This window comes from Sphingobacterium suaedae (assembly GCF_042684625.1).
GTDB classification, from domain to species: Bacteria; Bacteroidota; Bacteroidia; order Sphingobacteriales; family Sphingobacteriaceae; genus Sphingobacterium; species Sphingobacterium suaedae.
In genome coordinates this window covers 287931-303604 of record NZ_JBHULR010000003.1, presented here as the reverse complement: position 1 = coordinate 303604, position 15674 = coordinate 287931, and the positions used below count along the sequence as shown (strand labels likewise).

Annotated in this window: 14 protein-coding genes; 10 read left to right on the top strand and 4 right to left on the bottom strand. The window is 42.4% G+C overall.

Annotated features, from left to right (window positions below; translation table 11 throughout):
- Positions 1–38 precede the first annotated feature (38 nt).
- From ACFSR5_RS04660 to ACFSR5_RS04645, 4 genes are all read right to left on the bottom strand, one after another.
- Positions 39–1664 (bottom strand): RagB/SusD family nutrient uptake outer membrane protein, encoded by a 1626-nt coding sequence (locus ACFSR5_RS04660; RefSeq protein ID WP_380901210.1) that lies wholly within the window; start codon positions 1662–1664, stop codon positions 39–41.
- Between the two features lie 27 nt (positions 1665–1691).
- Positions 1692–5048 carry a SusC/RagA family TonB-linked outer membrane protein gene (locus tag ACFSR5_RS04655; RefSeq protein WP_380901208.1) on the bottom strand — a complete coding sequence of 1119 codons (3357 nt, stop codon included), beginning with the start codon at positions 5046–5048 and terminating at the stop codon, positions 1692–1694.
- 162 nt (positions 5049–5210) lie between these two features.
- The gene (locus tag ACFSR5_RS04650) at positions 5211–6149 is read right to left on the bottom strand and encodes a FecR family protein (protein WP_380901206.1); all 939 of its coding nucleotides are present in this window, start codon (positions 6147–6149) and stop codon (positions 5211–5213) included.
- A gap of 70 nt (positions 6150–6219) precedes the next feature.
- Entirely contained in the window at positions 6220–6810 is a 591-nt protein-coding gene (locus tag ACFSR5_RS04645; RefSeq protein ID WP_380901204.1) for an RNA polymerase sigma factor, read from the bottom strand.
- A 523-nt stretch (positions 6811–7333) separates the two neighbouring features.
- On the opposite strand from ACFSR5_RS04645, the gene ACFSR5_RS04640 reads away from it, so the two are divergent.
- The 10 genes from ACFSR5_RS04640 (at position 7334) to ACFSR5_RS04595 (ending at position 15648) form a co-directional block, all read left to right on the top strand.
- Entirely contained in the window at positions 7334–7987 is a 654-nt protein-coding gene (locus ACFSR5_RS04640; RefSeq protein ID WP_380901202.1) for an SCO family protein, read from the top strand.
- A gap of 179 nt (positions 7988–8166) precedes the next feature.
- Entirely contained in the window at positions 8167–8382 is a 216-nt protein-coding gene (locus tag ACFSR5_RS04635; RefSeq protein WP_380901200.1) for a hypothetical protein, read from the top strand.
- A gap of 96 nt (positions 8383–8478) precedes the next feature.
- Positions 8479–9324, top strand: coding sequence for a FixH family protein (locus ACFSR5_RS04630; RefSeq protein ID WP_380901198.1), 846 nt, complete (start codon positions 8479–8481; stop codon positions 9322–9324).
- A gap of 32 nt (positions 9325–9356) precedes the next feature.
- Positions 9357–10229: an MbnP family protein gene (locus tag ACFSR5_RS04625; RefSeq protein WP_380901196.1), complete on the top strand. Its 873-nt coding sequence runs from the start codon at positions 9357–9359 to the stop codon at positions 10227–10229.
- Positions 10229–11350 carry a cytochrome-c peroxidase gene (locus ACFSR5_RS04620; protein ID WP_380901194.1) on the top strand — a complete coding sequence of 374 codons (1122 nt, stop codon included), beginning with the start codon at positions 10229–10231 and terminating at the stop codon, positions 11348–11350. The genes ACFSR5_RS04625 and ACFSR5_RS04620 overlap by 1 nt, the downstream gene beginning before the upstream one ends.
- 95 nt (positions 11351–11445) lie before the next feature.
- Positions 11446–12345: an MbnP family protein gene (locus ACFSR5_RS04615; RefSeq protein WP_380901192.1), complete on the top strand. Its 900-nt coding sequence runs from the start codon at positions 11446–11448 to the stop codon at positions 12343–12345.
- 15 nt (positions 12346–12360) lie between these two features.
- Complete coding sequence (locus ACFSR5_RS04610) at positions 12361–13428, top strand: cytochrome-c peroxidase (RefSeq protein ID WP_380901190.1); 1068 nt, start codon at positions 12361–12363, stop codon at positions 13426–13428.
- A 10-nt stretch (positions 13429–13438) separates the two neighbouring features.
- Positions 13439–14389, top strand: coding sequence for a transporter (locus tag ACFSR5_RS04605; protein ID WP_380901188.1), 951 nt, complete (start codon positions 13439–13441; stop codon positions 14387–14389).
- 25 nt (positions 14390–14414) lie between these two features.
- The gene (locus ACFSR5_RS04600; RefSeq protein ID WP_380901186.1) at positions 14415–14903 is read left to right on the top strand and encodes a c-type cytochrome; all 489 of its coding nucleotides are present in this window, start codon (positions 14415–14417) and stop codon (positions 14901–14903) included.
- A gap of 19 nt (positions 14904–14922) precedes the next feature.
- Positions 14923–15648: a superoxide dismutase gene (locus tag ACFSR5_RS04595; protein ID WP_134433163.1), complete on the top strand. Its 726-nt coding sequence runs from the start codon at positions 14923–14925 to the stop codon at positions 15646–15648.
- The last annotated feature ends 26 nt before the right edge of the window (positions 15649–15674 follow it).

The window sequence follows — 15674 nt, the reverse complement described above, 5'->3', positions numbered from 1 at the left end:
ACTTGTTTGTACTAACATGAAGTGAAATATAAGATAGATCAGTAACCTTTGTTTTGCGTAAGATTCCTATTGATCTGGAGTTCAGACAAGGGAATGGGCCATAACTCGTTCACACCCGCCTTGAAATTGCGTCGCTGATAGATCAGATAACCTTCCTCATCTACGGGAAAATCCTTATATCCAGCCGGATTATCCGTTAATTTCATTCCCGTAAACTGTCTATTAAGTTCCTGTGCAGCAATACCCCACCGCAACACATCAAAATACCGTAAGCCCTCAAATGCAAACTCAACCCGACGTTCCCTCCTTATCATTGACCGCAAGGCGTCTATACCCGTAACAGTAATCTTCGGCATGGCAACATTCTGCCTTCCCCTCACCAGGTTGATCGTCGCATCCAAAAGCGGTTGATCAATAGGGTCGCCCGCTTCCAGCTTGGACTCTAAGTAACCCAATAACACCTCCGGATAACGGATAATCGCCCAGTTACCCCCAAAATTCATCAGGTTTCCATCGAAACTTTCATCCATGAATTTCCGTATGCAGTAACCACTCCAGTTATATCGATTAAACCTATCCGGCGAGGTGGTACCGGGACGCGCAATATAGGTTTGTCCCTTGAACACGCTTCTGTCGGAAATCAAAACGGTATAATCGAGGCGCGGATCTCGGTTTTCATAAGGGTCGGATGGATTGTACAGGTTAGATTCTTCAATCGGTTTTCCGTCTGTGCATTCAAATGCCTTCACCAATTCGTTATAGGGAGAAAACTGATGCCATCCTCCCCAAGTTTCAGGATAAAGATATTGGGGCAAAACATGTCCATATACATCCTCCTGATATTGTGAAGTGAGAATAAATTCATCAGAGGCTACGTTACTAGCCGAATACAACTTGGTAAAATCAGCGTAAATATGATAAACATCAAACCCTATGATCTTTTTATAACTTTCAGCAGCTTCCGCCCATTTTTGACGTGCCATTTGCAAACGTCCCAAGATGGCAAGTGCTGCACCCGCTGTAATCCGCCCCTGTTCATTTGCGGGTCTGCTTGCCGGCAGAACTGCCGCACTTTCTGTCAGCTCTGCTTCTGCAAAATCCCATACTTCATCGCGCGAGGCTCGGGTTACATTGTTTGCCTCCTCGATGCTCAGTACCTTGGTAACCAATGGAACACCTCCGAAATAAAGCGCCAGATTGAAATATTCATAAGCCCTTAAGGTTTTAACTTCACCTATCATGGTGATTTTGAGACTTTCATCCATTTCCACTTCGCCGATATGATCCAGAAAATTGTTGCATGCTGTCAACTTTTGATAAGAATTTCGCCAGTAACCCTCCGTTACCCAATAAGCAGAATTCAACGTACCATCCGTCACTCTGTCCGGTATCAGCTCCTTTTCTGATCCGTTACCTGCCATAAGATCGAGGTATAAAAGACTTCGTGGTGTCCAGAAATCTTCACCTTTCCATCCGGCGCCCGTGCTATAACAACCCACCAGTGCGAGGAGCGCGTCTTTTTCCGTCCTCCAGAAGGTAGCATCTGAAACTGCATCTAAGGGTTGTTTATCGAAAAAATCTTTGCTGCATGCTCCAAGAAACGTGCATGTGGCCAAAAGCAAGTAGCATAACCACTTTTGGCTAAAATATGTGATGAATTTCATTATGTTCATGATAAGAATTATCGATCGTTAAAAACTAACATTCAATCCAAAAGTATACACGGCGGTTATCGGGTAAAAGGGGGTGTTATCGCCTGTACCTTGTCCCATCTCCGGATCCCAGCCTTGATAAAAGCTGTTGAGGGAAAATAAATTCTGTCCGCTAAAGAAAATGCGTAATCTATCCAATCGCATTTTTCTGGTAATTTTCTCTGGGAAAGAGTAACCCAGCTGAATATTCTTCAGGCGAAGAAAGCTTGCATTCCGATTCCAGAATGTCGAAGGCATAATCGTTCCGGAGCCCATATTAAGACTGGTCAATTTGATATATTCCGCATTTCTATCCGGACTCTCGGCACTCCATCTATTTTCGGCCTGCCATCGTTGAATCTGTCCTCCATTATAAAATGCGAATGCCTGATAAGAGCCCATCTGACGATCAAAACCTGCCAATCCATGAAGTAGAACAGACAGATCCACACCTTGGTAATCAAACCGAATGGTAGCACCATAGCTAAACTTGGGCACGGTATTGCCGATAATTGTTCGATCATTTGCCGGATCGACAACTCCATCTGGTGTGCCGTTGGGGCCGCTTACATCGGCGTATCGCACAAAACCGGGTTGCGCCGCATAGGGTTGAGTAGGGTAGGCTGCAATATCGTTTACGTCAACGAAAAGGCCGTCGGCTACATAGCCATAAATAGCCCCCAATGGTTGCCCCACAAACAAGTTTTTTGCAATATCTTGCGTTAGACCATCCGCCAGTTTTGTTACCCGGTTTTTCGTATAGGTAAAATTCGGACTAAAGCCGATATTCAGCTTTCCGATAGAGGTACGATAATCCATCAGAAATTCAAATCCGTTGTTCCGTACAGATGCGGCATTTACCTCCGATGGTGTTAATCCCAACACACTTGAAACCGTCAAATTATAGAGAATATCCCGTGTACGCTTATCAAAATAGTCCATCACGAAGGCGAGTTTACCTTTCATAAGTGAGAAATCGAGACCGATTCCCCTTACCTCTGTTGTTTCCCATGTAATATCGCTGTTTGCCAAGGTAGTTAAGCGCGCCCCCGGGAGCAGTACACCGCCGATCGGGTAATTATTGCCCAAGCTCAATACATTCTGATAGGGGTAATTACCAATGTTCTGATTTCCCAAGGTTCCCCATGAGGTGCGCAATTTCAGATTGTCGACCCCTTTTACATGATCCTTGAAAAAAGGTTCTTCGGAGATCCGCCAGGCTGCCGAAACAGAGGGAAACAACCCCCAACGTCCTTCGCTGGGGAAGCGGGAAGTTCCGTCATACCTTGCATTCACCTCAAAAAGATAACGATCTGATAATATATAGTTTACCCGTCCAAAGAATGAGCGCAGGGCCCATTCAGCCGCCGAGCCGGACGATTGCATATTGGCAGATGAGCCTGCATTTAGCTCGTGCAACAGATTGCTCGGAAAATCGTCACGGAAAGCGGTGGTCCAGTCTGAGCGGAATTTTTCTTCTGAGAAACCTGCTAGTGCATTGATTGCGTGTTTCCCATAAGTCCTGTTAAACTGTAGCAACGATTGAAGCGTTAATAACGAGTTGTCGCCTGAATTAACGGTCAGATTGTTCGGACCAACCCGCTTATTTTGATCAAAAATAAAATCAGACGCAAAACTATTGTTAGTAAAATTATTATAATTGTATCCCACCTTACCACTCCAGATAAGACCGGGTACTATTTCCCAGGCAAGCTCTGCCCCTCCTAAAAAAAATTTGTTTGCTCGGTTCACGAAAGACTCGCTCGAAAGCCATGCTTCGGGGCTGAAATTGTCCTGATAGCCAAAAGTGCCGTCGGACTTTCTGCCCGCATAAATAGGCCCTTGCCTGACGGCGAAACCGATCATGTTCATCATTTCTCCATCAAATTGCCTTGGTTCATTGGTTTGTGCACTATTACCCGTCATATTGACCTTCAGCGTAAGGTTATCCAATATTTTACTATCCGAATTCAGCATGTAGTTATAACGACGATAATTATTTTTGGCAACAACACCATCCTGATCCAGGTAGCCAAAAGAAAACAGATACGAGTTCTTATCCGAACCGCCGGAAAAAGAAACATTGTGGTTCATCTGAAAGCCCGAGCCCGAGGACAACAGGTTTTTCAGGTGCGGCACGTTTGGATAATTGTCAGGGTCCACGCCCGACCGGAATTTATCAATCTCTTCAGCCGTATAACTTAAAGCCTGTCCCATGTTACTGTTAGCTTCATTGAAAAGTTCCGCATATTCGGCCGAGCCGACAAAATCGGGGAGTTCTGTCACCTTTTGCCAGCCAACAGTATTATTATATGAAACGCGAAGGCGACCACTTGTACCGCGCTTCGTTTCGATCAGGATAACCCCGTTTGCACCCCGCGTACCATATATGGAGGCTGAAGCAGCATCTTTTAACACTGAAATACTCTTTATGTTATTGGGATCGATGTCGTTCATCGAAGCGGCCAGACCATCAATCAGCACCAACGGATCGTTTCCGGCACCCGAAAAGGTACCCTGCCCTCTGATCCGTATCGAAGCCGCATCATTTCCGGGACGCCCAGCACTCTGAGAAACCGAAACGCCCGTTGCTAAACCCGCCAGTGCCTGTGAGGCCTGGGTAATCGGTCGATCTTCAATGTCGGTCGCAGAAACGGACGAAACGGAACCGGTTAAATTCACCTTCCTCTGCGTGCCATATCCCACTACCACCACTTCGTCGAGGTCTGTATAAGACTCGATTAATCTAACCTGTATAAATTCCCTGTTATTTACCGGTATCTCCTGCTTCTCATAGCCGATATAGGTAAAAACCAATACAGCATCTCCGGGAACGTCAGACAAGACAAAGTTCCCCTTTTCGTCAGTCACGGAGGTTATGCTTGTTCCTTTTACATATACACTGATGCCCGGTAGCGGATTCCCATCGCCTGCCGAGACGACAGACCCCTTAACGATATTTTGGCGGGTAGCCTTTTGTTTTCCCACGAGCGAATTTGGTTGGTATCTAACAGCAATTACATTTCCATCAATTTCTTTAAAATCTAGTTTAGTTTGTCTGCCGATTTCTTCCAAGATGGTTTTCAAGGAAGCTTCCTTGACGTTAAGGGTTATTTGCAACGGTATGGAAAGCAATTCCTTATTATAGGTAAAAGAGACGTTGGCTTGCTTTTCAATTATATTGAAAGCTTCCTGAATATCATCGGTTTTCACGTTTATAGAGACCTTCTTGGAAGCTGCCGTTTGGGAAAGAGCAATCTCTGCCTTTAACATGGAAAACGAAAAACAGATCAAAAATAAAGGCAATCCGAATCCAAACGACATAAGTACAAGTTTTCGTTGATTAGTTTTTTTCATTATATTAGATTGTTTGATCAAAAATTGAACAGCGTCACTGTTGTGCCTGTGGAAAGAAGCAACAGTGACGGATCACGATGGTCGTTATTTCTAAAATAGCGGCCATTAAATTTAATGTGCGTCTACATATGTTTATAAGGTTTATAATGTTAAATATATTAGTTAGCGATCGGGCATCGATAATAAAATAAGTTCCCCTTTTTTCTCGTACCCAATATTTAAGGAAAACTTCATGCCCTCTAAAAGCGTACTTAATGACGTATTTTTATAGCGGCCGATCATCTGCAGTTTTCCAATATCCGGATGATTTAACTTAATTTTAATGTTGTACTTTCTCTGGATGGCCGGCAGGATGTCAGCGAGACTTTTACCATCAAAAACAATATCGCCCTGTTTCCATGCCAATACGGTTTCCAGATTTTGGTTCTTCAATACACGTGCTTTTGATTTCTCACTATAGATAATCAGGTCATTTCTCGTTAGCAGCCATTCTTTCTCATCATTTACGTCTTTTACACCCACTTTACCGGTTTTTACCGCAACCGTGAATTTTTCATCTTTATACGACTTTACATTGAAGGAAGTTCCGTAGACTTTGACCCGCTTTTGTTCCGTTGCTATCACGAAGGGTACCTTTGCATTGTGTGCCACATCGAAAAATGCTTCCCCGCTTATTTTAACTTTTCGCTCTTTACCGTCAAATTGTTTGGGATATTCTATTTTTGAACCGGCATTGAGCCAAACTTTTGTCCCATCCGAAAGTAAAACGGAATCGATCCGGCCTAAAGCAACCTCTTTTGTAATGGACACCAGGTTTGTAGGCTCCGCTTTTGGCGCCTCGTTATGGCGCACGAAAAACCACATAGAAGTAACACCTAGCAGTATACTTGCCGCTACGCCAACTTGCCAGCGTATCCTTTGCTTGTTTCTTCTACGAATAGTAGCGAGTTCCCGGTTCAGATCATCCCTTAATTGATCTGCTATCAATGTATCCAGCTCACCGGATTCCAATAGTGCAAAAAATAGCGCTACTTCAGAGTGGCTAGCAGCTCCATTGAGATAACGATGTATTAATGTTTTATAAAAATCCAGATCTTCCATAATCGCTTATAGAAGTAAAGACAAAAAAAACTTAAAATAGGCCACCCCTCTTTTCAGTTTTTTTACTTTTCTATAAAATAGATTCCATGGTCAGAAACAGGACGACGGGTAAATGTAAATCATGCTGTAGATACTTTTTTAACGTACTTACGCACCGGATCATGTGCTTTTTAATGGCACTTTTGGAAACGCCCAATATTCTGGAAGACTCTTCGTAAGTTTTCCCTTCAACCCTACAGAGCTCGAACACCCGCTTTGTCTGTGCCGGCAATCGATCGAGTATCTCCTTAAGCTTTGCTTGATATTCTTTATCAATAACTTGTTGATCAACACTATCGATATCCAATCTGAAACGTTGAAAAATACGCTGTTGCTGGATTTGGTCTGTTGCTATCTTGTGCAAATAGTTGAGTGTGTAATTTTTTACGACGATGAATAAATAGGATTCAAGTGATAGAACATGAGCGAGTTTGGTTCTTTCTGTCCAAATTTTTGTAAAAATTTCCTGTACAACATCTTCAACTAAATCCTCCGTTTTAATGTACTGCTTAACTACACGTAAAACAACCGGATAATAGGCCTTGTAAAACAGATTGAAGGCAATATGATCCCCACAGCCAATAGCTTCTAAAACTTCTTTGCTTATTTTAATAGATGCCATAGCACATATCCTCAGATTGTTCTTGGATTTACAAAATTTTCGGTTTATATCCCAAACTTACATAAAAATCGGGAAATATAATCGCAGTCAATAAAAATGGAGGTATTTCGTCCGTCCTCATTATCCTTTATAATAGACCAAGTAATATATAGATCTTATTCTCAAGGGATGTATATTCCCAAAAACAACTGGGTATCCCATCTTTTGGAAATCACACAACCACTGAACGGAAGTGCTGTAGGATTCTAATATCCTTATCTCGGTTTTATTAAAGTCAGAAAAAATACTTTATTTATAAACACTTTGATATGGGGCATCTAGCAAGGCAACATAGAATAAACTATATGAAACTTGATCATTTTATAAACGCGTTTATCCTATTATATGTCTTACATATAATATTTAATTCGGTATATTGCACGAAAACCTAAATCAATCGCACTCTTATGTAAATACCGGAAAATGTATAGAGTGGTAACTTTGTATGAAACTTTAATGCGAACGAATATAAGAAACAAAAGATATGCAGTCATTTAAAATTCTTAAAGTATGGTATCTAGTTTTTAGCATTCCTATCCTTTATTCCTGTGATGGACAAGGCACCGAAGAGAGCCTTCCTATTATGGGCGAGAAAGAAATCGTTGCGATTGAAAAAGGAGGCAAGACCGTTACCGATACGATTTATCACAGGATCCCTGCATTCCGTTTTGTGGATCAGGATAGCGTGTGGATTTCCAACGAGGATGTTGCTAACAAAATATATCTGGCAGATTTTTTCTTTACACGTTGTCCAACGATATGCCCATTGCTCGCCAAAAACATGTTGATTATAGCAAAAGAATTTGAGAATGAAAAGCGGTTCCTCATTTTGTCTCATACGATTGACGATAAGCATGATACGCCAGCTGTTCTTCGAGATTATGCGAAAAAAGTCGGAGCGCCATTAAATTGGAAGTTTTTAAATGGTCCTCAGAATGCTGTTTATAAGATTGCAGGAAAAGAGGGATACTTTTCGTATGCAGAGGAAAATCCCGATGTCCCGGGGGGATTTGACCATAGCGGCGCATTTACATTGGTAGATACCAAAGGTCATGTTAGGGGTGTTTACGACGGCACGAATGAAGAAGATGCAAAAAAGGCAATAGTGGATATCCGTAAATTATTGAAACAATTGTAAACGGTTAAACCAAATTGAAAAGGATCATATCTTTCTTACTCCTTATTGTACTTGCTTACCAATTTCTGGGAAGTATCGGTGTATTTGTGTGGTTTGAGAGTAACCAATCCTTTATTGCAGCAAACCTTTGTGAAAATAGAACCCGGCCTGAGATGCATTGTAATGGTCAATGTGTGCTCATGAAAAAGCTTAAAGCACTCGATGAGAAATCTTCTGAAAAAAGCCTTCCACAAAATGTAAAATACGAAACCTTCATTTGCCTGTTGCTGGATTTCATTGTAATGCCTGAGCAAACGTCGATCTGCGTGAAAAATACCTATGTAACATATTATAACGACTACTATAGCTTTATCCATTTTAAGAATAACTTCCGTCCCCCTCGATTCCAAGTCTAATTTATCCCTATAAATTTAGTAGTGCTGGGTTGACCAAAGGTGCATTTATCCTTATGGCTGTCAACCCAGCGATTTTGGCATTGAATAAAATCGAGAATGAAATCAGTTTACTTTGGAAAAGTATCCATGCTTTTAGGCATTGCGGCTATAGCTTTGGTATACAGTTTAACCGGGTGCGGAAATAACACGCAGCAGACCCAAGAAAAAAGACCTATCGACACGGTAGTTAATACGGTTGATATAAGCACATTAACCAAAATTGCAGATACTACATTAACCGACAATAAGGTGAGTGTATTTGCGCAAGACAGTCTAAGGAGCAAAAACGAAACCATCTATATCCAGGTCACAGACCTTGAAGGAAATCCCACCGCAGATGCTCATCTTGATTATGATGTAATCATGGATATGGGCATGATGTCGCATGGAGGGCCTTATTATCCTTTAGTCGATTTGGGCAATGGACTATTTAAGGCCGAAGTTGTCTTTATCATGGCCAACATGGATGATATGGGCGAAGGATGGATATTACATACAATTCTTAACAAAAAAGATAGCTTATCTTTTCTTTTGCCGGTTTCAGAAGCAAAATATGTACGTACCATCTCGGTAAATACCAAGGATGACAGCCGTGTATTTGTTAGTCTATTGTTACCTGAGGAGGTAAAGGCCGGTACCCAACCTATCGGCTTCACGCTTCACAAAATGGATCATAACCTTTTCCCGGCGTTGGAGGGATACACGGTCGAGATAGAACCTCTTATGCCGAATATGGGGCATGGCTCTCCGAATAATGAAGCCGCCACCGGTACTGGAAATGGACGTTATAGCGGAACGATCAATTTTACGATGAAAGGTCATTGGAAGATTAAAGTGAATCTATTAAAAGGCGGAGAAAAAGTATCGCAGGAGGAGTTGGTATTTCCTGTTGAGGCCAGATAAAAAACGAATCAATTACTACAATAATTAGAAAAATGAATAAGCAAAACCTATTTTTTGCAGCTGCAGCTGCACTGGTGTTCACATCCTGTGAAAAAACTGAAATTAAAGAAGTTGAAAAAATTGTCTACGCGGATCAGGCAGGATCTTTGACCCTGACCTTTGATGCCCGGTACGGTGAGTCAGATTTTGAACTGAATAAAAGATATCCCTATCAACTCGTAAACGCCAGTGGGACTTATGATCTGGATTTCGAGTTTAACCGTCTCCGTTACTGGGTAAGCAATGTCAAACTGGTTGATAAAGAGAATAAAGAACATGCCATACCGGATTCCTATTATCTGGTGGAAGAAACTAACGAAATAGTTGTACCACATTTGGTCAATGGAGAGAAGTATCCGGCTACCAAGCGCGAAGAAGTGATGATCAAGGAGATTCCTTTTGGCGAATACAAGGCCATTAAATTTTCTATTGGTGTAGATCAAAAATACAATGATAATATTACCCTGACCGCGGGGGAACTAGGTTCGCTGAACGGAATGGGTGTCAGTGATGGCTGGATGTGGTTCACGAGTTACAAATTCTTGACCCTAGCTGGGACCATTCATTGGGCAGACGGTACACCAACTTCGAAAGCGATGGCATGGGAAACAGGTTCGAACGAACTGTTTGATGGCGCTGAAAAAACTGTAGAACTGACTACGCCGCTAAAAATTGATGGTCAAAATTCGGGGAAAATCACTTTTAATGTGGACGTAAAAGAATTGGTGTCCGCTATAGATCTACCATGGGTCAATAACAGCATCAGCCAAAGTAAAAAAGAACTTATGATAGCTCTGCGCGATGCTTTCTTAAGTAAATCGTTAACATTCAAAGAAGCGGGTTCGGTTTCTGTGGAAGCAAATTAATGTCAATAACAGGAAGAGATAAATATATTAGAGGAGTCTTCATCTCTTTGGTAATGCTGTTCGGATTATTTTCCTGTTCAAAGGATGATGATTTGGACACTACAGATGAGGAGGAGACCCCATTTGCCTTTCGTCAGCCTGCATTTTTTCCCAAAGCAGTGGAATCCGCTATTGATCCCAAAACGGGTCTGCCCTCAAATCCTCTGACCAAAACGGGAGTTGAATTGGGTCGGAGACTTTTCTACGACCCGATTCTGTCTGCCAACAAGCAGGTTTCCTGTGCAAGTTGTCACCACCAAAGCAAAGGATTTTCCGATGGAGTGGCTATTACCACAGCCGGTGTATCGGGTAAGCCTCTGGAGCGGCACTCACCTACATTGATCAATCTGGCGTGGACAGACAAGGGACTTTTTTGGGACGGAGGGTCGACCAATCTGGAGTCGCAGGCATTTGGTCCGCTGACACATGCAGATGAGATGGGCATGTACCTACCCGTGCTGGTGGAACGGTTGCGGGCGGATGCTACTTATGTGGAGCTATTTCACAAAGCATTTGGGGAACTGCCAAGTGAACATCGTACAGCTATGGCGCTATCTCAATTTCAGCGGATATTGATCTCAGCGGACACTCCGTACGATTTATACCGTCGAGGAGAGCAGCCGGACGCGCTATCTGCCGACCAGCTTCGGGGACTGAATCTGGTTCGCCAAAAGTGTGGATCTTGCCACGCAGGGGAATTATTTACGGATAATGATTTTCACAATAACGGGATAGACGATGATTTCTCGGACGGATCGCATGAGGGAATTTATTGGGGCAGATACCGTATTACCTACAATCCACTGGATTTGGGTGCTTTCAAAACACCCACGCTGCGCAATGTGATGGTAAGTCCACCTTATATGCATGACGGCAGATTCAAGACGATAGATGAGGTACTAAATCATTACCGTTTCGATATTAAAGATACCCCTGTTACCGCTTCGGTATTATACCAGAACAATGACCGGGTCGGCATACCCATGACAGACAAAGAAGTCGAGGACATTAAGTCTTTTCTGAATGCGTTGACCGATGAGACATTTTTAAAAAACAGGGAATTTTCAAGTCCTTTTAAATAATTGATATGAAATATCCATGTAGCACAAGCTGCACAAACACGAATGAATATAGTGTGGATATTCCATATGGCCGTTAAAAGACAAGTTATATACATATGAAATATAAAATGATAAAAAGAAACTGGAAGAATATGGCGACCGCACTTATAGCGTTTTGCTTTCTCCTATCGGCCTGTAAAAAGGATGCCGATATTATTGACGAAACTAAAATGGGCGATTTCTCTATTGAGTTTGACCATATCGTTGGGGAAGACCGATTATATATCGACCCTAACTATCTGTACCGAAATGCAAAGGGCGAGCAATTCAGTATACGTATCCTGATGTACTACATCAGCAATATCAAGCTTTACAAAGCCGATGGAAGTAGTTATACCGTTCCGCAGGACGATAGTTATTTTATGGTAGATGGATCAGATCGAACGACCCGCTTTACAAAGGTTAAAGTGCCGGAAGGAGATTATACGAAAGTTGAGTTTATGATCGGCGTCGATCAGGAAAGAAACATGATGCCTATGGAACGAAGATCAGGGGTGCTTTCCTTCAATCCGGGAGAAGGCCATGCGGGTATGTTCTGGACATGGAGCCAGGGTTATATCTTCTTCAAACTGGAAGGGAACAGTGACGTGGTAACAGATGATCAGCAAGGTGACCCTACTGGTAATAAACAATTCAAATATCATATCGGAGGTTTCGGTTATCCTTTTGACGATCCGGAAGCAATGAACAATATCAAAGTCATTACCGTTGACCTGACCAAAACCAGTGGGGACCATCTGGCGCATGTGAGAACAGATTTAAGGAGCAATGTCCATTTGATGGTTGACCTGATGCAGATCTTTAATGGCCCGTATAAGTTGAGTATAGCGGATAAACCTAACGTTATGTTCAATAAAGAGGATAGTGGGAATATCGCGGGTAATTTTGAATCCCTGTTTACGCATGACCATACCGAGAACTATGTGCGAAGTGAAGAGGAGCTTTCCTCGAATTAATAAAACAAGGAAGAGATGAAGAAAATAATAGTTATTACCACGATTCTTGCCCTGATATGGGCCTGCAAAAAAGGAAATGACATTTTGGAGGACGAAGAGATATTCTTTGGATTTGTACAGCCTTCCAATTTTCCGAAGCCTGCCTATGACCTTTCCAGAAATCCGGTGACAAAGGATGGTTTTGAGTTAGGGAAAAAGTTGTTTTATGAACCAAGGCTTTCGCGAAACAATACAATCGCCTGTGGGAGCTGTCATATACAGGGTGCTGGATTTACACACCACGGTCATGACGTGAGTCACGGGATTGATGACCGGCTCGGGACACGTAATCCCATGCCGATTATGAACTTGGCCTGGCACAATGAGTTCTTTTGGGATGGCGGTGTATTTGATCTCGACTTGTCAGGGGTAAATGCTATCCATAGTGAGGTGGAGATGGACGAGACGGTACCCAACATCCTGCTCAAATTAAGGGCACGTCCGGAATATCCTACGCTGTTCAAGAAAGCTTTCGGTACGGAGGAGATTACAGATGTGTTGTTTTTTAGGGCCTTGTCGCAATTTATGCTCATGGCTACCAGTAGTGATTCCAAATACGACAAAGTGACGCGTAAGGAAAAAGGTGCTTCTTTTTCAGAATCGGAAAAACGGGGTTATCTGTTTTTCCAGAATAACTGTGCGAACTGCCACAAAGAACCCTTGTTCACGGATCTTAGTTATCGTAACAATGGTATACGTCCCAATAGAAGTAATGACAAAGGAAGAGCTATCGTAACGGGTAACGTAAAGGACGAATACAAATTCAAGGTACCCTCTTTAAGGAACCTTTCCTTTACCGCACCTTATACACACGACGGACGCTATCTGACCGTTAGTCGTATGCTCGACCATTATCGCCATGATATGGTAGATTCACCGACATTGGATCCACTGTTCCGTCAATCTAACGGCACATTGGGCATTGCCATGACCGAGGATGAAAAAACAGATTTAATGGCCTTTCTGAAAACACTGGAAGACCCTGCCTTTTTGTCGAACAAATTACTTTCAGAACCATTCGGCTCTGATTTTATAGTCAATTAGCTATTAGAATATGAGAAAGAGAATAATACTATCGATTTTTTCCGTTGTCGCACTTTTTGCAAACATACCCATGTCAGTAGCCTGTGATGTCTGCGGCTGTGGAGTCGGAAGCTACTACTTGGGCATCTTACCGAACTTCAACAAACGTTTTGTCGGTTTACGATACCAACAGAATAGACTACAGACTCACCTTGGCCCTAACGGTATCCGTACACCGAATTCAACGAATGAAACCTATCGTACGATGGAGCTTTGGGGCGCATGGAATTTCGGAGAACGTTGGAGGGTAATGGCGATAATTCCGTATAGTTTTAATGAGCGGACCATTGGTAACAACAGCTTGGAAACCGGAAAGAAGAACGGGCTTGGTGATATTGTTGTTATGGGGCATTACAAACTTCTGGATGATGTCCGTACGACAGGAACGAACAAACTTCTGATGCAGTCGTTATGGGTGGGGGCAGGAATCAAGGCGCCTACCGGTAAATATGATACCAGCGAACAGTCCAGTGCAGAGATGGGTGCTCCGAATAACTTCCAATTAGGAACGGCGAGTACAGACTTTATGATCAATGCAGCTTACGACATTCGTTTGATGGATGCCGGGCTCAACGTTAATGCAACGTATAAGATCAATACAGAAAACAAGCATGATTATCGTTATGCCAACAAATTAACGATTAATGCACTGGGATACTATAAGTTCAATATAAAGAACAAAGTACGTATTTCTCCTAATGCAGGTGTGCTATATGAAACACAGCCAAAAGATGTGCTTTATAACCGCTTTGACGTTAGCCAGTCTGGTGGACATTCCACGATGGGAATTGCAGGTGTTGAGATCAATGTCGGGGCAATCTCTATTGGCGGAAATTTTCAGACTCCGATCAACCAAAAGCTCGCAGATGGACGTATAAAGGCTGAAAATCGTTTTATGACCCATGTATCATTCTCCTTTTGATTTCACCAGTAAAATAAATCGATATATGAAAAAATTAAATATAATATTAGCCGTTGGTCTTCTCGCTACAGCTATTGCATGCAACAACAGTCCGAAGACAAACAGTTCAGCAGCTCCACCGCAGACTAAAGCAGACCAACCTAAAGAAATGGTCGTCCACGATTACCTTAAAGAAGGCAACAAAGGGATCGGACCTATAACGTCATTTACACAACCTGAATTTGACCAGACTGTTGCAGATGAAGGAAATAAACTTTTCATCGTGAAGTGTACGATGTGTCATGAATACAGCGAAAACAAGCTTGGCCCAGCTTTGAAAGGTGTAACGAAGAAAAGAACACCGGAATGGATACTGAATCTGCTATTAAATACACAGGAAATGTTTGATAAGGATCCGGATGCACTTGCCATAAAAGACGACTTCGAAAGTACGATGGTCAGTGTTGGCCTAAATGAACAGGAAGCAAAGTCTATACTGGAATATTTAAGACAGGAAGATGCAAGAACGAATTAGAAACTAAAATCCATTTATCATGAAAACAACAAATAGAAGAGACTTTGTTAGAGGTAGTTTAACACTGGCTACCGGTTTATTGTTAACCAATAAGACATTTGCAGGTAGTACGCTAGAATCGAAGGTAACTAGCAAATTCAAATTTGAGAAGGCAAGCCTGAACTATTCCTATAATGAACTGGAGCCTGTCATCGACACGGCTACTATGGAAATACACTATGTGCGTCACTACGGGACATATATCACCAGTGCGAACGAAGCCATTATTTCGGAAAACGTATCGGCAGCTCATGTAAAGGATTTGTTTTCCCGTATATCCAACTATTCTACGAAGCTCCGCAATAATGCGGGAGGAGCATTTAACCACGAACTGTTCTGGTCTATTCTCCGTAAACCAACAGACAACAATGTACCAACAGGACAGCTTGACCAAGCGATTAGAAGCAGTTTTGGATCTTTCGACTCGTTTAAAGAACAATTTTCTAAAGCCGCATTAGGCCAGTTTGGCTCGGGATGGGCATGGCTGGTAAAAGACGGCAATCAATTAAAAATTGGTTCGACACCCAATCAGGACAATCCTTTAATGGATGTGTCGTCATTCAAAGGTACTCCGATCTTGGGACTCGATGTGTGGGAACATGCTTATTATCTGAACTATCAGAATAAGCGGGCCGACTATGTCGATAAATGGTGGGAGATTGTAAACTGGGAGCAGGTGGAACATCTATATCGTACATCCAAATAAAATTAATTATACACAATACAATAAAC